The following is a 19921-nucleotide window of genomic DNA, read 5'->3' as shown; positions in this document are numbered from 1 at the left end:
TCGTATGGAAATGAAAGTGGTAACCGGAAAGAACATACAAGTTAACGATGTGAGCCCTTCAGGAATCAAGATCATCTGGCAGGAAATCAAAAAGGATAAACTTGCCATGGGCTCATTGATTATATTAGCAGCCATATTGCTTTTTGTTTACGGTGCGTCGTTTTTCATGGACGCCAAGGAAATAGCCAAGGTCGATTTTCTCTCCATTTATTTGGAACCATCTTCAGACTATTGGCTTGGAACCGATTATGGTGGCCGGGATGTATTCGGACAACTGATAATAGGTACCAGAAATTCATTCACGATCAGTTTATTCATTACATTATTCACGGCTATCATCGGTTTATCATTAGGGCTTCTGGCGGGCTACTTCGGCGGGGCAACCGATAATGTGATCATGCGTATTATCGATTTCGTGATTGCCCTGCCGCAATTGATGTTCATCATCGTTGTAGTCGTGATTGTGCCGATCTTCAATGTATATGTTTTCATTTTAATCATGACGATGTTTTTATGGACAGGAAAGGCACGGCTGATTCGTTCAAAGGCTTTGTCTGAGCGTGAGCTGGATTATATCCACGCCTCACAGACACTTGGGACACCACATTGGAAAATCATCCTGTTTCAGCTTCTGCCCAATGTCAGTTCATTGATCATCGTCAACTTCATTTTGAACCTTGCAGGCAATATTGGCTTAGAATCCAGTTTGACTTTCTTAGGGTTCGGTCTTCCGGAGAGCACACCGAGTTTAGGGACGCTCATCAGTTATGCTCGAAATCCAGATGTTCTGGAAAACAAGTGGTGGATATGGGTACCCGCATCACTCATGATTCTAGTGTTGATGCTGAGTATAAATTTCGTTGGTCAAGCGTTAAAACGCGCCGCCGATGCAAGACAAAGAAGAGGATAAAAAAAGGGGAGTGTAGGATATGAAAATCAAAAGCTACAGTAAGGTATTAAGTGCATTGGCCATTTCGTCTCTACTGCTTGCTGCATGTTCGAATGATACGGAGAAATCGTCAACGAAAGAGAAAAAAGGGAAAGCTGTCGAACAGGTCGATACCTCTAAATTCCCGACAAAGACGACAAATCAAGGAGAGCCGATTAAAGGCGGCCATTTGACATATGGTTTGGTATCCGATACCCCGTTTGAAGGGATATTAAACAAAGTTTTCTATCAAGGCGAACCCGATAATCAAGTTATCACATTCTTTGATGAAGATTTATTGGATACAGATGAAAACTATGTATATACGAATGAAGGTGCCGCTTCTTATGAGATTTCAGACGATCATAAAACGGTTACGCTGACGATTAAGGATAATGTAAATTGGCAAGATGGAAAACCTGTGACAGGTGCTGATTTAGAATATGCATATCTTGTCATGGGAAGCAAAGATTACAAAGGTGTACGCTATGATGAACAAATGGCTTTAATCGAGGGTATGGAAGAGTATCATGAAGGGAAAGCGGATAAGATTTCAGGCATTAAAGTCGACGGCAAGAAAATCATTTTCACATTCAAAAAAGCGAATCCTTCCGTCACGACTGGATTATGGACATACCCGCTTCATAAAGAATACTTAAAAGATGTTCCGATTGCAGAGCTGGAATCTTCGGATAAAATCCGTAAAAATCCGATTGGTTTTGGACCATTCAAAGTGAAGAAAATCGTTCAAGGGGAAGCGGTCGAATTTGAAGCGAATAAAGATTATTACCGCGGTGCACCTAAATTGGACAGTATCACATTGAAAGTCGTGAATCCGTCTATTGTCGTCAAGTCACTTGAAAATGGTGACCTCGATGTAGCGGAGGTCTTGGCTGAGCAATATGATCAAGCCAAGGAATTGGATAATGTCGAATTATTGGGGAAAGTTGAATTGGCTTATTCCTATATTGGTTTCAATTTCGGCTACTATGATAAAGAAAAAGAAGAAAATATTATGGATGAGAATCCTAAATTCGGAGACAAACGCCTTCGTCAGGCGATGGCATATGCCATCAATAATGAAGAAGTTGGCGAAAAGATGTACAAGGGCCTTCGCTTCCCTGCCAACTCTGTCATTACACCGAACTTTAAATATAATAATAAAGATGTAAAACCATATGAATATAATCCTGAAAAAGCAAAAAAACTTTTGGATGAAGCAGGATTTGTAGATACGAATAAGGATGGCATTCGTGAAGATGCAGATGGAAAAGAGTTCAAGATCAATTTTGCTTCCATGAGCGGTTCCGATGTTTCCGAGCCTCTTGCAAGATATTATATCCAACAATGGGAACAAGTAGGTTTGGACGTTGAATTGCAGGATGGTAGGCTGCATGAGTTCAATTCATTCTATGACCTATTGAAAAAGGATAATGATCAAGTTGATGTTTATTCAGCTGCATGGGGAGTCGCTTCCGATCCTGATCCATCTGGTCTATGGGCTAGATCTGCGGAATTTAACTATACCCGCTGGGTGAATGAAAAAAATGATGAGCTACTTGCTAAAGGGATTTCAGAGGAAGCCTTTGATGATCAATATCGGATCGATACGTATAATGAGTGGCAAGAATTGATCCATGATGAGGTTCCGGTCATTCCGACATTATTCCGTTATCAATTGGCAGGAGTGAATGAACGCGTTACAGGTTATGATTATCTCGCAGGCCGCCAATATCAGTGGCATAATGTGGGTGTAACGAAATAATTTAATTGATGACTATCGGCTGCCTTTATGGGCGGTCGATTTTTTGGCGTTTCAATGAAGTGGATAAAGGTTATATAGATAATAGTAAGTAATTGGAAGGGTGATATTGATGGAAGTGAGAAATCCTAATGAAACAAAGAGAGAGTTAGAAATATTGTTTACTGAATCGGTTGGCCGGTTACTGAAACCTCTTGAAGAGGAAATCATTGCAGACATTGTAGCCTATCCAGACGAAAAGAGAATTGCCTTCTTGGAATATATGAAGGAAATGTCCAACAAACAAAGACAGTTGAAATAAGTTGAACTTTCATCATGAAGGAGGTTTTTTTATGAGGAACGAAGATATGGGCAGATACAAAGTATGGCGAGATAAGTGGAAAAGAAAAGTTAATATGGAGAATTTAGCGTTATATGGCATTTCAACATTAGTTATGGCCATCTTGCCTGTCCTGGCCCATATGAGTTAAATCGATTGAAGGACCGTCTTTTGGCGGTCTTTTAATATGTTAAAAGTTCCCATGAAAAGATATAATGAACAAAGAGGAAAGGAGAGATATGCATGAGTTTGATCAAAGAAGAAGAGATCGTATCTTACATAAAAGAATTGGTGTCCATACCTAGCCCCTCCGGCTATACAGATCAAGCCATTAAATACGCGGCCGATTTCATGGAGCAGAGGAAGGTTCCTTACAAGATCACGAATAAAGGGGCATTGCTTGCTTCATTAAAGGGCGAAGATGATGGCAAACATCGATTGCTGACTGCCCATGTCGATACTCTGGGAGCCATGGTAAAGGAAATCAAGGCAAATGGCCGCCTTAAATTGACGATGATCGGCGGTTTTCGCTGGAACTCAGTGGAAGGGGAGTATTGTAAAATCCACACAGCTGACGGAGCAATTATCACCGGGACCATCTTAATCAATCAGACCTCTGTCCACGTATATAAAAATGCCGGGGATGTCAAGCGTGATGATGAGACAATTGAGGTCCGGGTAGATGCTGTCGTGAAAACTAAAGCGGAAACTGAAGCCATTGGCATTTCTGTTGGAGATTTTGTCTCCTTTGAACCGAGAGTGGAAGTTACGGATACAGGCTTTTTGAAATCAAGGCATTTGGATGATAAAGCAAGCGTCGGCATCCTGCTACATATCATTGACCTCATTTCTGCAGGAAAGATAAAATTGGCAAATACGACCCATTTTCTGATTTCAAACAATGAAGAAATCGGCTATGGCGGTAATTCCAATATCCCTGAGAAAACAGTGGAATATCTAGCTGTCGATATGGGAGCGATCGGTGATGGACAATCGACGGATGAATTCAGCGTTTCCATTTGCGCAAAAGACTCCTCTGGTCCTTATCATTATAAATTACGTCAGCATCTAGTCGCCCTTGCCAAAGCAAATGCTGTCGACTACCGCGTCGATATTTACCCATATTATGGTTCGGACGCTTCCGCAGCGATCCGGGCAGGCTATGATGTCGTACATGGTCTGATCGGACCGGGGATCGATGCTTCACATGCCTTCGAGCGGACGCATGTCTCTTCATTAAAACATACAGCCAATCTGATTTTGCATTATATCCAATCAGAGTTGGTTTAATCTTGAAAAAAGCCCGCACTTATAGGAGTGCGGGCTTTTATTGGTTTTTTAGCGATATTTTTATTATACTCGTGAGTTTGATCCCTTTACTCGTGAGTGACAAATTATAATGATAATTCTTGTGGAGGTTCACCATTGTTGTTCATCAACCGAATGCTTTCCAGTTTAATTTGAAGGATTAAATAATTGGGATCTTTCGGACCTTCGAACCAATCTTCAAATGATTCATTCCATAATTTATCCTTCAGTTCCTGTGAGTAGTTTATTTTCGAGGTACCTGAGATTTCCAGGTAGGAATCGCCTAATCCCTCATTATCATAGCCGATCAGAATATGAACATTAGGATTCTTTTCAATTTCATCAATTTTTTCCGTCTTTCCACTCGTTGGTGTGTATAAAGTTAATTCATCGTTAAAAAATGTCATATAGCGTGAATGTGGTTTGTTGTTTTCAACTGTAGATAAAACTCCTATTTTGTGATCACGGATGATGTTCAATACTTTTTCTTTTAATTGGTTTTGGCTCATTTTTGCACACTCCTTTTATTTTTTTACTCTATTACTTTTCCTCTTTTTCCATTAAGTTAAACAAAATTATGCAGTTTGCCATTTTTATGAATGAAGACTGAAAGAAGTTGCCATACTAGTCATTATGTGTTCTGTTTCATGATGTTAATCCATTTGTAAAGGTGAGTATGATGAATGAATTGTGGTGAATTACTTATCATTGGCGGGGCAGAGGATAAGTGCCTTGAAGGTGAAGTATTAAATAAATTTGTCGAGCTTGCAACCCATAACGACGGCGGAATAGGAATATTGCCTACTGCAAGTGAAATTCCTGAGGAAGTGAGTGCAGAGTATATCAAGATCTTCAGGGATTTAGGCGTGAACAGGGTGGAAGTGATCAAGCTGGATTCAAGGCAGGATGCAGATGATCCTGCAATTTGTGAACAGCTGAAATCTTTTTCAGCTATCTTCATTTCAGGGGGAAACCAAAGCCGATTGTCTGAACTGATTGGGAAAACCAAGTTCCACGATGCCCTTTCTAAAGCCTGGCATAAAGGAATGGTGATAGCAGGGACAAGTGCTGGAGCTTCGATTTTAGGTAAGTACATGATCGTCGCTGCTGACACGATGCTGAATGACAATAAATTAAAGGTTGAAATTGGGGTAGGTTTCGGCTTCCTTGACGGCCTGATAATCGATCAACATTTTTCCCAGCGTGGCCGCTTTGACCGTCTGTTAAGTGCGATAGCAGGGAATAAAGAAATTATGGGTATTGGCATTGATGAAAATACAGCAATTTTAGTTAAAGACGGTCATTTTGAAGTAGTTGGCCAACATCAAGTATTGGTTCTTGATGGCAGCACCAGTGATTATATCAATATCACATCTTCTGATAATGGCAGTGAAGAGTTGACTCTTTCGGGATTTAACCTTCATGCACTAACCAGGGGATACCGTTTTGACCTGCTTACCAGGAAATTGTTGATGAAAAAGGGGATCCAACAATGATGATCAATCGAGTCCGTTATTTAAAAGGACCTAATTATTTTGCTTACACACCTACGATTTGCATTGAATTGGATATAGGGGAACTTGAACAGAAACCATCTGATTCAATACCTGGATTCAATGAAAAATTGTTAAAGGCGCTCCCGAACTTGGGAAGCCATACATGTTCAAAAGGGTATCGAGGCGGTTTCGCCGAAAGGCTGAGAAAAGGAACATGGATGGGACATATATTGGAGCATATGACGATTGAGCTTCAAAACTTGGCCGGAATCGAAGCCATTCGTGGAAAAACGATAATGATGGAAAAGAAGGGTGTTTATTATGTTACCTTTGACTATCAGGAGCCTCACTCAGGTCTTCAAGCTTTTTTAGCAGCAAAAGATATCTTGGAAGCCATCCTGAATGGTGAGAAACTTATAAATGTACAATCTTATGTAAAACAAATAGAGCAGTTATATTATAAAAATAAACTGGGGCCAAGTACCGAAGCCATTTTTAAGGCAGCGCAGGCAAAAGATATCCCTGTCGAGCGAATGGGTGATGAAAGCTTACTGCGTTTAGGAACCGGTACAAGGCAGAAGTATGTCCAGGCGACAATATCTAGCCAAACTTCGAATATTGCCGTTGAGAATTCATGTGACAAATCATTGACTAAATCAATTTTAAGAGGGTGTGGTCTCCCTGTACCTGAAGGGGAAGTTGCCCACTCCATTGAAGATATCTTTGCCTCGGCGGACAGGCTGGATTTTCCACTGGTCATAAAACCGTATAATGGGAGACAGGGGCAGGGTGTCATCACCCATATCAAAAATAAGGATGAACTATTCAATGTAATTAATTGTTTGGAGTTGCATGTGGAGAAGTACATTGTCGAACGACATATTGAAGGACATGATTATCGGTTACTGATAGTCAACGGAGAACTTATCGCCGCTAGTTTGAGGCTTCCTCCCTATGTTATTGGCAACGGTAAGGAAACGATACGCAGTTTGATAGAAAAGGAAAATTGTAATGAGTTGCGGGGAGAAGGCCATGAAAAGCCGATGTCAAAAATTCCACTTACACATACCGTGACGTGTTACTTGGAAAAATCGAACCGGACGCTCGATACCATTCCGAATCAAGGGGAATTGGTTCAAGTTGTCGGCAATGCAAACCTTTCGACTGGTGGAAAGGCAATCGATGTAACGGACCAGGTTCACCCTACCATTAAAAATATGGCTGTTGCTGCCGCGAAAGCGATCGGTTTGGATATAGCCGGAATAGATTTTATCTGTGAGGATATATCAAAACCAATCGAACATTCAAGGACTGCGATTATTGAAGTGAATGCTGCACCGGGAATTCGAATGCATCATTATCCGAGTGAAGGAAAAAAAAGGGATGTAGGCAAAGCCATTGTCAATTACTTATTTCCGACTAGGGAAGAGGCGGCTATACCGATCATCGCAGTGACCGGTACAAATGGAAAGACGACAACAACGCGATTGGTTCATTATTTTCTTACTAATGAAAAAACAAAGGTGGGTATGACAAATTCTGATGGAGTATATATCGGCGATGAGGTATTGGATCAAGGTGACTGCAGTGGCCCTGTCAGTGCAAGAATGGTATTGGCCCATCCTGAAGTTGATGTAGCCGTATTGGAAACGGCCCGGGGCGGAATTCTGCGTGAAGGTCTGGCTTTTCGTAAATGTGATGTGGGGATCATCACCAATGTAAGTGAGGATCACCTCGGCCATGATGGAATCGATACATTGGATGATCTCATAAAATTAAAGAGGCTGGTAGCCGAAGTCGTAATGAAAACAGGCTATTGTGTGCTGAATGCAGATGATCCGAATGTAGCTGCCATGAACGCCTATACAGATGGGGAGGTTATTTACACCTCTACTGATGCCACTCAGCCTCATGTGAAGGCTGCGATTAATGGGGGAGGTAAAGTTTGGTACGTCAATGAACAAGGCGTGATTTGTCATTCATCTGATGGAGTCATCCATCAATTTATGGATTGCACCATTATTCCAATTACGATTTCAGGCATGGCACGTCATAATATCGCCAATTTACTTCAGGCGTTAGCCGCAGCCGAAACACAAGGCATTTCAATGGAAGAACTAAGAAGGAAGGCTGCCACATTTATGCCTGATACGAATTTGTCCAAAGGACGTTTCAATTTAAAAAAATTGAAAGAGCGCACGATCATCATTGACTATGCCCATAATGAAGCAGGATTGAAGGCTATATTCGAAACGGTCAGTGCCTATAACAAAAATCGTCTTATCACTGTTTTGGCAGGACCGGGGGACCGTATTGATGAAGAACTTATCAGGCTCTCCAAGGTGGCGGCCATGAATTCTGATCTGTTCATCATTAAAGAAGATGATGATTTGCGTGGAAGGGAGCCGTTCGAAGTAGCCGGGCTGCTTCAGGTAGCTGCCGTAGAAGCTGGGTTACATAAAGATCGGACATTCATCGAACCTAATGAATTGGATGCATTCGTAAAAGCCTGGGAAACATCACAACCGGGTGATTTATTATTGTTCTTTTACACGGATTTCGAATATGTAGAGAGGTTTTTCGAAAAGGTTTCAACAACAAATCCATTGCCGAAGAAATAGAAAGTGACTGATATGAAAAAAGCTAATCCAAGTGGATTAGCTTTTTTTAATACCCTTTTCATTTACAGCCGGGACAGCGGCATGGTCTTTTTTATATATTCGCTGAAGCACGATTGACTGAACAATCATGAAAATACCTCCGATCGACCAATACAGCGGCAATGCAGCAGGAGCAGAGAAAGAAATGAATAAAATCATTGCTGGTGAGAGCAGGCTCATCATCTTCATTTGTTTCTGCTGTTCTTCCGGCATTTGTCTCATGGAAATGACCGATTGGAAGTAATAAATGACACCAGCAATAATCGCCATGGCAATATTCGGCTGGCCAAGACTGTACCAAAGGAAACTATGTGTCGCAATTTCATGGGAACCTTGAATCGCATAATAAAAGCCCATTAGAATCGGCATTTGAATTAAGAGCGGCAGACAGCCCATGTTTAAAGGATTGACTCCATGTTTTTGGTAAAGCTGCATCATTTCCTGTTGAAGGGCCTTTTGTTTAGCTGGATCTTTCGTCTCTTTAATTTTCTGCTGGATTGCTGTCATTTCCGGTTTCAGCCCACTCATCTTCGTTTTCATTCTAAGCTGTGTTTTATATTGCTTGGCAGTCAGTGGAAGCAAGACAAGGCGAATCAAAAATGTCATCATGATGATGCTTAAACCATAGTTGCCATTAAATAAATTAGCATTAAATTCTAGCATTTTTGTCATAGGATTAACCAATGCAGTATGAAATGGACCGCTCGTTGCTGCTGAGCAACCTGTCAATAGGGTAGTTGCCAAAAATAGGACGGCAATTAGTAACATGTTTTTCTTCTTCATTATAAATTCCTCCTCGAATTGTTAATGTTTAAACAACGAGAAGGAGGCTTGGCTCATCGGAATCATCTGGTGAATCCTTGTGCCGGATAAATGTGAAAAAGCGCTGTGCACCGCGCCAGTCAAAAGTGCTGCCTTTCTGAACAGGAGATTTACTTTTATCTGAATGAACGGAAGCTTGATATTTGTCGTTCAAGAGTGATTGCTTTTTATTTAAGAAGTAAAACGCAGCCAGTGGAAAGACAAAGGTAAATAAGTAACCTGCCCATACCGCATGGCGTACGGTCTGATAATCGAATTCTAATAATAATTCCCACATAGGAATCCCTCGTTTTTTCTAAGATAAGAAAATTTAGTTCGGTTGGTCCCCATAAACGATTTAGGGACTGGAATAAGTTTAAATCATTAAGAACACTATATCAAATTCTAGTACAAGAAAGCCAAAAAATATAGGGATTTTTTCAAAAAATAAACAGGGAATATTTTCTGGTGCATTAATTTCTGGTTAAAGGTCATATAGAACCTAGATTCGAGAGCGAAGATTGCACACATGGTCATACGTCTACATACGGATAAAAGGAAGTTCAATTCATTCGATAAACAGAACCACCATAACGGTACTGAAAATAATTTATATCAAAATGCACATCCCCGAAGCATGGATAATCCATTAAAAAATCAAATAATGGATGTAAGGATTCCACTTGGTCCGTCCTACGGAGGAGGCCCGCCTCATATAGCTTCGCCTTTAATTATTCCACAAGTTTCACGATGGATTTATAAGGCAATTGACGCTGGTTCAATGAAAAGGGTGCTTTATCAACATACTTATGTATGGCTTAAGAATGTCCGCTCATTTTGGTTTTCCCCCACTTGACGGTTAAATTCCGTGGCAGGTTATCGATGGAGACGAGACCAACAGCGATGGGCCTATTATGGTACGGATGGGCATGAGATACAATCATTTCAATGTTATTTAAAAAAACAATCCGCATTTGCGGATTGTTCAGTTTGTCGACATAGGGGGAGTTCAAATGGTCTCACCCCGAATAATGATTATAAAAGAATACTTGAAATGAAACCCCTGACTGGCTTGAAGGAATTTGTGACACCCCTAACGAATAACTGGCTAGCCAAGATCCCGCTAGATGTTGAAAGTGGCGGATTTCTGAAATCAACTGGAACGTTCTTAAAGGAAAAATAATAGGCAAACACATTCAAATTTTCAATCCAAGAAATAATCAGGAAAATCAGAAATGATACCATCTAACTGCATCTTTTTGAACATGCGCATTTGTTTTTTATTGTTGACGGTCCATGTATATACTTTCATCCCGTGCTTTTGGATTCGCATTTGCAGCTTCGTACTTAAGATCGTTTGCTTTGGATTCAAAAATGATGCAAACTCGGCAATCTCCTTTAATTTTTGGTCATTAATTCGCCGTTTTATCAATACGCCCACTTGTATGTCCGGCATTAATTGATGAAACCTTTTCATGGATTCCATATCGAACGAATGTACCATTATCCTATTTTTACTTGTTGAATATTCTTGGAATTTCTCTAATTCTTCTGCAAGTTTCTGTTCAATGCCAGGATAAGCAGATGGATGTTTTATTTCAATTAAGATTCCAACTTCTGACCCGAAATTCTCTAATACCTCACTTAGTAAAGGAATCCTTTCGTTTTTATAGCGAGAATGATACCAGCTTCCTGCATCAAGTTCCTTTAATTCGGCTGCCGTGAAATCACGGAGGTTCCCTTTGCCGTTTGTGGTTCGATCCAGTGTGGGATCATGATGAACAACAAGTACATCATCTTTACTAAGATGGATATCCACTTCCAGGAAATCAGCTCCCAATTCAATTGCTTTAATATAAGATGCCATTGTATTCTCGGGGCAATATCCAGATGCACCGCGATGTCCAATTTTAAGGGGGGGATGCTGCATTATGAAGCTTTCAGGGAAATCACTCTTTGATCTTTTAGCGTAGATAGCGAACAGGACAAGTATGGTTAACAAGATAATAAGAATATATGCAATCATCTTTCACACTCCTATTTGGCACATTATTTTAAATATCCTTTACCCAAACTTAAAGAATATAAAGAAGAAGTTAGCAGGACAGCCTTATTTCATAATTTTACATGTTAGGCAGGAAAAAATCATGTTTTACACAATGTTATAATCCAGACTTAAAGGATTTATTGGAAAGGTATGGAATACATATAATTTAAGCATCTATAAAGGAGGGAAAGCGGATGGAATTGCAGGTGAAACCGAAGTCTAAAAAATGGAAGGGGAATTTTGGTTTATATTTTTCCCTGCCCATTCTCTCTTGGGCGTTTTACGATTTTGCCAATACGATTTTTTCTTCTAATATCAATACGATTTTCTTTCCATTCTTCCTCCAGGAACAGATTGGGGAAAATGCCGTTCTTGATCAGATTGCAAGTACCTTCATCTCCTACGCAAATGCGATTGCCAGTTTGTTTCTTGTTTTGTTTTCCCCGCTGTTCGGAGTCATGATCGATCGAACGGGAAAAATGAAAAAATACATTATAATTTTTACACTCATTTCTGTTGTATGTACATTTTTAATGGGGGTATTTGGAGGGGCTTCGTTCGATGGAGAGCTTCTGGGCATTCCAATTTCCTTAGCGATTGTCATTCTTTTATTCGTGATAGCAAAGTTTTTCTATCATTCGAGTCTTGTTTTCTATGATACGATGATGAGTGATTTAGGCACGAAACAGCAATTGCCGCTTATATCAGGATTTGGAGTGGCGGTAGGTTATCTTGGAACGTTAGTGGGACTGTCGATCTATCCATTCATTAGTAAAGGGAGTTCACATGAAGCCTTTATTCCAACGGCCATTTTATTTCTGGTTTTTTCCCTTCCTTTATTCTTTTTCTTAAAAGAGACTCCAAAACAGCAAAAAGCGAAACAACCTTTTTTATCCGGTTATAAGGAAATTAAATCAACATTTAAAGAGATGCAATCCTATCGATTGGTTTTTACATTCATGATTGCTTATTTCTTTTTAAATGATGCAATTGCGACCACTATCGGCATGATGGCCGTATATGCCAAGACTGTTGTTGGATTTTCCTCAAGCGGATTCATTTTGCTTTACTTGGTATCGACAGTATCGAGTATTGCCGGATCGTTTCTGTTTGGTTATATCACGCAGTCGAAGGGACCGCGGCTAGCTGTGACATATGTGGGAGTTCTGCTCTTGGTCGCTTTATTTATAGCGGTCTTCGCACAAACCGCTCTTTGGTTCTGGGTTGCGGGGAGTATGTTTGGCATTTCACTAGGTTCGATGTGGGTGACATCACGGACATATATCATTGAATTGACCCCGGTAGAGAAGAGGGGGCAATTTTTTGGACTATTTGCATTCTCCGGAAAAGTTTCTTCCATAATCGGTCCGCTTTTATATGGAACGATAACGTTGGTATTCCATGACCTCGGTACATTGGCGAGCCGGATGGCATTAGGGTCACTGATCATCATGGCGGTAATAGGTCTGGGCTTTCTTTTGAAGCTGAAGGGATTGGAAGAAGTGAAATAGTAAAAAGGGAATGGAGCCGGCCTTAATGCCTTATCCATTCCCTTAGATATTTTTATACTAAAATCAAGGTGACATCGACGTTCCCGCGAGTTGCTTTTGAATAAGGGCAGGTCATGTGAGCTTTTTTAGCAAAGTCTTCGGCTTCTTCCCTGCTTAGGTCGGGGATCGAAACATCCAACCTTACAGCCAATTTAAAACCACCGTCTTCCTCATCTTTACCGATCGTGACATTTGCCGTCACGGAAGTATCGACTTTTTTCTTTTCTTTTTGCAGAACAAGATTCAAGGCACTGTCAAAACAAGCCGCATAACCGGCTGCAAATAACTGTTCAGGATTTGTAGCACGCTCACCGGAACCACCTAATTCCTTCGGTGACCTCACATCGAAATCCAGAATCCCGTCCTCTGATTTAACATGTCCCTCACGACCACCGTGTACGGTAACTGTAGCTGTATATAATGGTTTCAATGAAAACAACTCCTTTGTTTATTCTTATTATCTTTAGTTCCCTACTGTAAGTCTTGTTAAACAAAATGAAAGCAAATGTATGGGTAGTATTGTTTGAAATTGGTTTTAAATTGGAAGATATTGTTTTATAATGTACTGTATTAGGAGATGTAATACACCCATTTGCTAGGAGGGATTGATGATGTTTGAGTTGGATGTCCAAAGTGGAAAGCCGATATATGAGCAATTGATGGATAAGTTTAAGGAACTAATGATCAATGAAGTATTACAGGAACATAATCAGCTCCCATCCATACGAATATTGGCTCAGGAATTGACCATCAATCCGAATACGATCCAGAAAGCGTACAAGCAGCTTGAATCTGACGGGTTTATATATACATTGCCAGGCAAAGGGAATTTCGTGGCACCTCCTAAATCTTTGAAAAACTCATTAAAAGAAGAAAAGATCAGAAACGAGCTCTCAAAGGTACTCGCTGAAGCTCTGTATATCGGAATCGATAAACATGAAATTTATAGATTAATAAAGGAGATCAGTCCATTGGCAAAGGGGGGAGAATCATGATTGAAATAAAACAGGTGAATAAATTATATGAAGGAAAAGAAGCGATCAAAAACGTCACCTTGTTCATACAAAAAGGCTCCATATTCGGGTTATTAGGTTCAAATGGGGCAGGGAAAACGACTTTATTAAAAATGCTTTCAGGCAATCTGATACAGGACGCAGGTGAAGTTCTTATTGATCGATCATATGTGTTTGAAAACCGTGTAGTGAAAAATCGTTGTTTCTTCCTTCCTGATATACCTTATTTCCTGGCTAACTATACGATCATGCAAATGGCAGGTTTTTATAGTCATATTTATAGTGAGTGGAATCAAGAACGTTTCTATCAATTACAGGATATATTCCAGATCCCCATCCAATCTAAAATACATAAACTATCGAAGGGGATGCAGAGACAGGTTGCTTTTTGGCTCGCACTCTCGACGATGCCGGAAGTTCTCATCCTGGATGAACCGTTTGATGGATTAGATCCGGTCATGCGTAAAAATGTGAGACAGTTATTGATTCAGGATGTCCATGAAAGGGATATGACGATTTTACTATCGTCCCATAATCTTAGGGAAATTGAAGATTTAGCCGATCATGTAGGGATTTTGCACAAGGGTGAGCTTGTTATCGAAAAGGATTTGAATGACTTAAAAGCAGATGTACACAAAGTGCAAATTGCCTTTAAACATAAAATTCCCCACGGTTTATACCGCGGAATTCAAATTCTTAACAAGGAAAGACGCGGCAGCGTGATCGTTTGCATCGTTAAAGGTAAAGAATCCATGATTAAATCGCACTTTAATCAGTATCAGCCAGAAATATTAGATATTCTCCCACTTACTCTAGAGGAGATATTCATTTATGAAATGGGGGATATCGGTTATGTCATCCAGAATAACCTGGTTTAATAGAGAACTGATTATCTATATTTTCAGAAGCACTGGCTGGATTGGCTTCCTGTATCTCGTAGGCCTCATATTCGCCCTGCCTCTGGAAATGTTAGCGATTATCTTGAATGAGAACAATGAATATGTGGAATTCGAAAACCTTTTTTCCTGTCAGCAGATGATACAGTTTGTCTTGGTCATCGTTATTCCAGTATTACTTGCCATCTTCCTTTTTCGGTTCTTACAAATGAAACAAGCTTCAGACTTTATTCATAGTTTACCGATTACTAGACGCAGCATCTACGTTCATATGATTGGGACGGGAATTAGCTTCATGGGTTTGCCGATTTTACTTACAGGTTCAATATTGATATTATTTCACTCGGCAATTGATATAGAAAGGCTATATACCATGACGGATATTTGGTCTTGGATGGGGACTACATTTATTTTGGAAGCCTTGATCTTTTCTGTTGCCGTTCTTGTTGGAATGGTGACGGGATTATCAGCATTTCAAGGATTGCTGACATATATTTTTCTTGCTTTGCCGGTGGGGCTGTTTGTTTTGTTTGCAGCCAATGTGAAGTTTTTGATAGCAGGATTTTCTGCAGATTATTATCTAAGTGCCAATATGAATGGCATATCCCCCTTATTAGCAGCAACGGAGATGGAAAAAATCACTTTTTTCTCTATTAATACATTAATTTATAGTATAGTAACCTTTCTATTTCTGATCAGCTCTCTTTTTCTCTATGAGAGGAGAAAGCTGGAGCATGTGTCGCAGGCATTTGTTTACCCGAAGATTAAGCCATTATTTAAATTCGTCCTGACATTATGCATGATGCTGTTCACAGGGCTTTATTTTAGCGAAACGACAGGAAAACCTGGGTGGATTTTCTTCGGATATGCCGTCGGTTCTTTGCTTGGATATTATTTAGGGGAAATTGTCCTGCAAAAGACTTGGCGAATAAGGGTCAAACTGAAAGGTTATGTAACATTTATAGTGGTTATCATTGTGCTGGCACTCTTTATAAAAATAGATCCCATTCAGTATAAGGCCAAGGTTCCTGATGAAAAGATGATTAGCCAAATTTATATTGGCGATTCTCCTTTAATTTTTGAAGATGATGACACGTCGAATAAAGCTTCCAATTATCTTAATGAGAAGGAAAATATAGAAGCGATCAGATTATTGCATCAGGAAATTATCGATAAGGGTAAAAAGGTTTCCATTGGTGAATTGAATGATGGACAATCCGTATTTCTGATGTATGAACTCAAGAATGGCAAACGGTTAGCAAGAGAGTACCATTTGCAAAATTACGACTCTTACATGCCGCTATTGGCGAAAATTTATGAGTCGAATGAATATAAAAAAATGGTTAATGAGTTATTGAATGTTTCTACTGAAGACCTATCTAAAATCAAGATAACGGCGAGCGGACAAGTGGACAAATCAATAACGATTACGGACGGCCAACAGCTGGAAACTGCCGTACAGGCATTGTCTGAGGATCTGAATAATCAATCGTTCGCCCAAATGACATCTTCTTTTGGTGATTATGCCACCATCGAAATTCTTTTGAATAATAACAAAACCATTTATATGAATTGGGACTCTTCATATACTCAGTTTTCAAAATGGATGGAAAGTACCGGACAATCGAAAAAAGCTCGGTTAATGGCTGATGATATCTCTTATATCCTGGTTGCGAAGACCGATTCGGAAATTTATCATTTGAGTTCTGAAAGTGAACTTGCACAGCAGATTGAACAACAGCCAAATCGCTTGAAAATTAAGAGGGCTTTGGAAATCGAGACGGCCATTGATAATGCCCAAATCGATTGGGACGGAGAGTATTCAGCTGCCTTTTATTATAAAGAAAGCAGAGATGTGGACATCAAGAGTTTTTCTGGCGAACATGTTCCTGGCTTCATTTTGGATCACTTTAATGAAAGATAAGGTGAATAATTCGCTTGTACAAATATATGGGAAAGGATGCCGCCCAATATGGCGGCATCCTTTTAGATTGCCTATCAATTATGTTTGTGTATCTAAGCTTTAGAGTTTTACGACGTTTTTGGCTTGAGGTCCGCGGTTTCCTTCTTCGATCTCAAATTCAACCTCTTGACCCTCATCAAGGCTCTTGAAACCTTCTCCTTGAATGGCGGAAAAATGTACGAATACATCATCTTCGTTTGGTACTTCGATGAATCCAAATCCTTTGTCACTATTGAACCATTTCACTTTACCTGTTACTGTCATTCGATGAATCCTCCTAAAAAGTTAAAAAATATTAATGGTGATGATTTTACCTGGATGGGAAAATCAATTCACACATTATCAAGCATCCACATTCAAGTTAAAGTATCATACGAAGATGCTTGATAATATGTGAAAGCCTACATTATTTCAGTTTTTTAGTATATACCCACCTTTATAAAGGATAAAACAAATGGAAGCAATTTATACATTCCCATTTAGGGAAAATAATATTAGGAAGGTTTTATAAGGGGAAGTATAACGGTATTGTCGTGCAGAATTTTCCTGGTTTGAAATTTGACGGGAATGCCATGTCCAAAAGGAAAAGCCGTTATGGTTGAAATTAAAATAATCGGGTATAGGATAAGAAAGAAAGGACGGATGAAAAATGAAAAAATTATTAAAAAGGGCCCTCATTTTTGCTGCTCCCATCATATTCAAGGAAGTAAAAAAACGGTGGAAGAACAAGCGGAATCAAAAAGCGATTAAAACTGCAAGGTAAATGAGTTAAACCATGAATAAATGAACGATAACCATATGAATTAAGATAAGGGGCGCTGATTAAGCGTCTTTTGTTTTGCCATCTGAACAAATCCTCTTATGGTGTTTCATTCACCTCTACATCTTTCCTTCATATCGTGTTAAAATAGAAAGGTTGATTGACATGAATGCAGAGTAGCCAAGGCTTATGCCTTATGATATATTTTTTCTTACATATATTGTGTAGGATCAAGATTTTTGCATACAAAGAAAGGTTGCCATTCCAATGTAAAAATTACAGTAAATCTCCTATAAATTTTTTTGATGACTCCAATAATGAAAGGAACATTTTATGACTACATTAAAAGACGAGGTTCAATCCCGACGGACCTTCGCAATCATCTCCCACCCGGATGCCGGGAAAACGACTTTGACAGAAAAATTATTGCTGTTTGGCGGCGCGATCCGTGATGCCGGAACAGTTAAAGCTAGAAAAACAGGGAAGTATGCAACAAGTGACTGGATGGAGATTGAAAAGCAACGGGGAATTTCCGTTACATCTTCAGTCATGCAATTCGATTATGATGATTTCCGTGTCAATATTCTAGATACACCAGGCCACCAAGATTTTAGTGAAGACACCTATCGTACACTGATGGCTGTTGATAGCGCCGTGATGATTATCGATTCGGCAAAGGGTATCGAGGATCAGACAGTTAAATTATTCAAAGTATGCCGGATGAGGGGCATCCCGATTTTCACTTTTATCAATAAAATGGACCGACAAGGTAAAATGCCGCTTGAATTGCTTGCCGAACTCGAAGAGGTATTAGGTATAGAAACATACCCAATGAACTGGCCGATTGGGATGGGAAAAGACTTCGTGGGCATTTACGACAGGTTCAATAATCGGATTGAACAGTTCAAAACTGAAGGGGAAGAGCGTTTCCTTCCGTTGAATGACGAAGGTGAACTTAAAGTGGATCATAAACTTAAGGATTCCCAGTTATATGAGCAAACTTTGGAAGAAATCATGCTGTTGACGGAAGCGGGTAACCAATTCTCTGAAGAAAACATTGCGAATGGAAAACTAAGTCCCGTATTTTTCGGAAGTGCTTTAACGACATTCGGTGTTCAGACGTTTTTGGATGCTTATTTGAAATTTGCACCAGCTCCACAAGCACGGATGACAACGTCTGGTGAAATGGACCCTGTCAGTAATGATTTTTCTGGCTTCATTTTCAAGATCCAAGCGAATATGAACCCAAAACACCGTGACCGAATTGCTTTCCTTCGTATCTGCTCCGGTAAATTCGAGCGTGGAATGAGCGTAAACTTGAGCAGGACAGGGAAACCGATTAACCTGTCTTCTTCTACCCAATTCATGGCTGATGATCGGAACACCGTAAATGAAGCGGTAAGCGGAGATATCATCGGTTTATATGATACCGGTAACTACCAGATTGGAGATACGATCACAACAAGCAAAGACATGTACCAGTTTGAAAGGCTGCCTCAGTTTACACCGGAACTATTCATGAGGGTAACAGCTAAAAACGTCATGAAACAGAAGCATTTCCATAAAGGAATTAACCAACTTGTACAAGAAGGGGCAATTCAGCTCTTCAAAACGGTTCGGATGGAAGAATATCTGCTTGGTGCAGTTGGGCAACTTCAATTCGAAGTATTCGAGCATCGAATGAGGAACGAGTACAATGTTGAAGTCGTGATGGAGCGCATGGGCAGTAAGATTACACGTTGGGCTGAAGATGAGAAGCTGGATGAAAACCTTCATAGCTCAAGAAGCATCCTTGTTAAAGATCGGTTTGATAAATATGCATTCTTATTTGAAAATGAGTTTGCACTTCGTTGGTTCCAAGATAAAAATCCTGACGTGGAATTATATAATCCAATGGATTTGAAATAATGGAAAAGCCCGTGTAATATACACGGGTTTTTTCATTATCTGGAGCATTGTTTAAATATCGAAAGGTTTTGATAGTATCTTAAACATGTTTCCGCGGCTATATTTACCTGTTATTATGTGAAATTACCTATTGAGCGAATTTATGGAGGAACTTCATAATCAATCAGGCTTCGACTTAACTGTTAAAACAAAATCACTTAGGTGGAGTATTAGCTTGGTACATTGGAACAGAAACCCCTGACATTTGGGATGTATATCATTTTAATCAATAGTTTAACTGGAAAACATCTGATAGTGGAAGTTGTTCAGCTTGTGGAATAAGGTCCCTTTTAGGGTCTAAATCTACAAGCTTTTTTTGTGTAATCCAAAAAAAACAGATTCCAGATAAAAGTAATATAAACAATAAAGACTGATGTTATATATACATAGGTAGGATTTGCATGTATTTTCGATTTATAGGTTTCAATTGCCCTGTCTACATCCGCACTGTTGTCTACAATTACTAATCTT

The 19921-nt window shown here is 39.7% G+C and carries 19 protein-coding genes; 12 read left to right on the top strand and 7 right to left on the bottom strand.

Annotated elements, in window-relative coordinates:
- The first annotated feature begins 4 nt into the window (after positions 1 to 4).
- From J7J00_RS11210 to J7J00_RS11190, 5 genes are all read left to right on the top strand, one after another.
- The gene (locus J7J00_RS11210; protein WP_214790627.1) at positions 5 to 910 is read left to right on the top strand and encodes an ABC transporter permease; all 906 of its coding nucleotides are present in this window, start codon (positions 5 to 7) and stop codon (positions 908 to 910) included.
- 19 nt (positions 911 to 929) lie between these two features.
- A complete protein-coding gene (gene opp4A / locus J7J00_RS11205; RefSeq protein ID WP_214790625.1) occupies positions 930 to 2693 on the top strand; it encodes an oligopeptide ABC transporter substrate-binding protein in 1764 nt (587 codons plus the stop codon).
- Positions 2694 to 2802: 109 nt separating this feature from the next.
- Positions 2803 to 2991 carry a hypothetical protein gene (locus J7J00_RS11200; RefSeq protein ID WP_034314269.1) on the top strand — a complete coding sequence of 63 codons (189 nt, stop codon included), beginning with the start codon at positions 2803 to 2805 and terminating at the stop codon, positions 2989 to 2991.
- Between the two features lie 31 nt (positions 2992 to 3022).
- Positions 3023 to 3160 carry a hypothetical protein gene (locus J7J00_RS11195; RefSeq protein WP_179891045.1) on the top strand — a complete coding sequence of 46 codons (138 nt, stop codon included), beginning with the start codon at positions 3023 to 3025 and terminating at the stop codon, positions 3158 to 3160.
- A 92-nt stretch (positions 3161 to 3252) separates the two neighbouring features.
- Positions 3253 to 4299, top strand: coding sequence for a M42 family metallopeptidase (locus J7J00_RS11190; protein ID WP_214790623.1), 1047 nt, complete (start codon positions 3253 to 3255; stop codon positions 4297 to 4299).
- Between the two features lie 104 nt (positions 4300 to 4403).
- On the opposite strand, the gene J7J00_RS11185 is transcribed toward J7J00_RS11190, so the two are convergent.
- Positions 4404 to 4826: a pyridoxamine 5'-phosphate oxidase family protein gene (locus J7J00_RS11185; RefSeq protein ID WP_214790621.1), complete on the bottom strand. Its 423-nt coding sequence runs from the start codon at positions 4824 to 4826 to the stop codon at positions 4404 to 4406.
- A gap of 174 nt (positions 4827 to 5000) precedes the next feature.
- On the opposite strand from J7J00_RS11185, the gene J7J00_RS11180 reads away from it, so the two are divergent.
- Complete coding sequence (locus tag J7J00_RS11180) at positions 5001 to 5813, top strand: cyanophycinase (RefSeq protein WP_214790619.1); 813 nt, start codon at positions 5001 to 5003, stop codon at positions 5811 to 5813.
- Positions 5810 to 8434, top strand: a complete 2625-nt coding sequence (cphA, locus tag J7J00_RS11175; RefSeq protein WP_214790617.1) for a cyanophycin synthetase — start codon at positions 5810 to 5812, stop codon at positions 8432 to 8434. Before J7J00_RS11180 ends, cphA begins: the two co-directional genes overlap by 4 nt.
- 36 nt (positions 8435 to 8470) lie before the next feature.
- Here the strand turns inward: cphA and yidC are convergent, their stop codons facing one another.
- The 4 genes from yidC to J7J00_RS11155 all read right to left on the bottom strand — a co-directional run bounded on the left by yidC (position 8471) and on the right by J7J00_RS11155 (position 11300).
- On the bottom strand, positions 8471 to 9256 hold the full coding sequence (yidC, locus tag J7J00_RS11170) for a membrane protein insertase YidC (protein ID WP_214790615.1): 786 nt from the start codon (positions 9254 to 9256) through the stop codon (positions 8471 to 8473).
- Positions 9257 to 9284: 28 nt separating this feature from the next.
- On the bottom strand, positions 9285 to 9572 hold the full coding sequence (locus J7J00_RS11165; protein ID WP_098371207.1) for a hypothetical protein: 288 nt from the start codon (positions 9570 to 9572) through the stop codon (positions 9285 to 9287).
- A gap of 520 nt (positions 9573 to 10092) precedes the next feature.
- Positions 10093 to 10287, bottom strand: coding sequence for a hypothetical protein (locus tag J7J00_RS11160; RefSeq protein WP_214790613.1), 195 nt, complete (start codon positions 10285 to 10287; stop codon positions 10093 to 10095).
- A gap of 191 nt (positions 10288 to 10478) precedes the next feature.
- Complete coding sequence (locus tag J7J00_RS11155; protein ID WP_214790611.1) at positions 10479 to 11300, bottom strand: glycerophosphodiester phosphodiesterase; 822 nt, start codon at positions 11298 to 11300, stop codon at positions 10479 to 10481.
- Positions 11301 to 11515: 215 nt separating this feature from the next.
- On the opposite strand from J7J00_RS11155, the gene J7J00_RS11150 reads away from it, so the two are divergent.
- Positions 11516 to 12832, top strand: a complete 1317-nt coding sequence (locus J7J00_RS11150) for an MFS transporter (protein ID WP_214790608.1) — start codon at positions 11516 to 11518, stop codon at positions 12830 to 12832.
- A 52-nt stretch (positions 12833 to 12884) separates the two neighbouring features.
- On the opposite strand, the gene J7J00_RS11145 is transcribed toward J7J00_RS11150, so the two are convergent.
- Positions 12885 to 13301 (bottom strand): organic hydroperoxide resistance protein, encoded by a 417-nt coding sequence (locus tag J7J00_RS11145; protein ID WP_076366919.1) that lies wholly within the window; start codon positions 13299 to 13301, stop codon positions 12885 to 12887.
- A 181-nt stretch (positions 13302 to 13482) separates the two neighbouring features.
- Between J7J00_RS11145 and J7J00_RS11140 the strand changes: the two genes are divergently transcribed.
- The 3 genes from J7J00_RS11140 to J7J00_RS11130 are packed head-to-tail and all read left to right on the top strand — an operon-like array spanning position 13483 to position 16704.
- Entirely contained in the window at positions 13483 to 13866 is a 384-nt protein-coding gene (locus J7J00_RS11140) for a GntR family transcriptional regulator (protein WP_141992474.1), read from the top strand.
- Entirely contained in the window at positions 13863 to 14762 is a 900-nt protein-coding gene (locus J7J00_RS11135) for an ABC transporter ATP-binding protein (protein WP_214790606.1), read from the top strand. The genes J7J00_RS11140 and J7J00_RS11135 overlap by 4 nt, the downstream gene beginning before the upstream one ends.
- Positions 14737 to 16704 (top strand): DUF6449 domain-containing protein, encoded by a 1968-nt coding sequence (locus tag J7J00_RS11130; protein ID WP_214790604.1) that lies wholly within the window; start codon positions 14737 to 14739, stop codon positions 16702 to 16704. The genes J7J00_RS11135 and J7J00_RS11130 overlap by 26 nt, the downstream gene beginning before the upstream one ends.
- Before the next feature lie 99 nt (positions 16705 to 16803).
- Here J7J00_RS11130 and J7J00_RS11125 read toward each other — a convergent pair whose 3' ends face one another.
- On the bottom strand, positions 16804 to 17007 hold the full coding sequence (locus J7J00_RS11125) for a cold-shock protein (RefSeq protein WP_061462203.1): 204 nt from the start codon (positions 17005 to 17007) through the stop codon (positions 16804 to 16806).
- Between the two features lie 829 nt (positions 17008 to 17836).
- Here J7J00_RS11125 and J7J00_RS11120 point away from each other — a divergent pair.
- Positions 17837 to 19411, top strand: coding sequence for a peptide chain release factor 3 (locus tag J7J00_RS11120; protein WP_214790602.1), 1575 nt, complete (start codon positions 17837 to 17839; stop codon positions 19409 to 19411).
- Positions 19412 to 19921 lie beyond the last annotated feature (510 nt).

The sequence above is a fragment of the Bacillus sp. ISL-4 genome, from assembly GCF_018613275.1.
Classification (GTDB): Bacteria; Bacillota; Bacilli; order Bacillales; family DSM-1321; genus Peribacillus; species Peribacillus simplex_E.
Note: the sequence above shows the minus strand (reverse complement) of the source record. Positions and strands in the feature narration are given on the sequence as shown.

Bases quoted from the DNA above. Each gene is read 5' to 3' on its own strand.
- yidC (WP_214790615.1), bottom strand. From the start codon at position 9,256: ATGAAGAAGAAAAACATGTTACTAATTGCCGTCCTATTTTTGGCAACT.
- J7J00_RS11210 (WP_214790627.1), top strand. From the start codon at position 5: ATGGAAATGAAAGTGGTAACCGGAAAGAACATACAAGTTAACGATGTG.
- cphA (WP_214790617.1), top strand. From the start codon at position 5,810: ATGATGATCAATCGAGTCCGTTATTTAAAAGGACCTAATTATTTTGCT.
- J7J00_RS11135 (WP_214790606.1), top strand. From the start codon at position 13,863: ATGATTGAAATAAAACAGGTGAATAAATTATATGAAGGAAAAGAAGCG.
- opp4A (WP_214790625.1), top strand. From the start codon at position 930: ATGAAAATCAAAAGCTACAGTAAGGTATTAAGTGCATTGGCCATTTCG.
- J7J00_RS11150 (WP_214790608.1), top strand. From the start codon at position 11,516: ATGGAATTGCAGGTGAAACCGAAGTCTAAAAAATGGAAGGGGAATTTT.
- J7J00_RS11190 (WP_214790623.1), top strand. From the start codon at position 3,253: ATGAGTTTGATCAAAGAAGAAGAGATCGTATCTTACATAAAAGAATTG.
- J7J00_RS11195 (WP_179891045.1), top strand. From the start codon at position 3,023: ATGAGGAACGAAGATATGGGCAGATACAAAGTATGGCGAGATAAGTGG.
- J7J00_RS11155 (WP_214790611.1), bottom strand. From the start codon at position 11,300: ATGATTGCATATATTCTTATTATCTTGTTAACCATACTTGTCCTGTTC.
- J7J00_RS11165 (WP_098371207.1), bottom strand. From the start codon at position 9,572: ATGTGGGAATTATTATTAGAATTCGATTATCAGACCGTACGCCATGCG.
- J7J00_RS11185 (WP_214790621.1), bottom strand. From the start codon at position 4,826: ATGAGCCAAAACCAATTAAAAGAAAAAGTATTGAACATCATCCGTGAT.
- J7J00_RS11130 (WP_214790604.1), top strand. From the start codon at position 14,737: ATGTCATCCAGAATAACCTGGTTTAATAGAGAACTGATTATCTATATT.
- J7J00_RS11180 (WP_214790619.1), top strand. From the start codon at position 5,001: ATGAATTGTGGTGAATTACTTATCATTGGCGGGGCAGAGGATAAGTGC.
- J7J00_RS11120 (WP_214790602.1), top strand. From the start codon at position 17,837: ATGACTACATTAAAAGACGAGGTTCAATCCCGACGGACCTTCGCAATC.
- J7J00_RS11125 (WP_061462203.1), bottom strand. From the start codon at position 17,007: ATGACAGTAACAGGTAAAGTGAAATGGTTCAATAGTGACAAAGGATTT.
- J7J00_RS11200 (WP_034314269.1), top strand. From the start codon at position 2,803: ATGGAAGTGAGAAATCCTAATGAAACAAAGAGAGAGTTAGAAATATTG.
- J7J00_RS11140 (WP_141992474.1), top strand. From the start codon at position 13,483: ATGTTTGAGTTGGATGTCCAAAGTGGAAAGCCGATATATGAGCAATTG.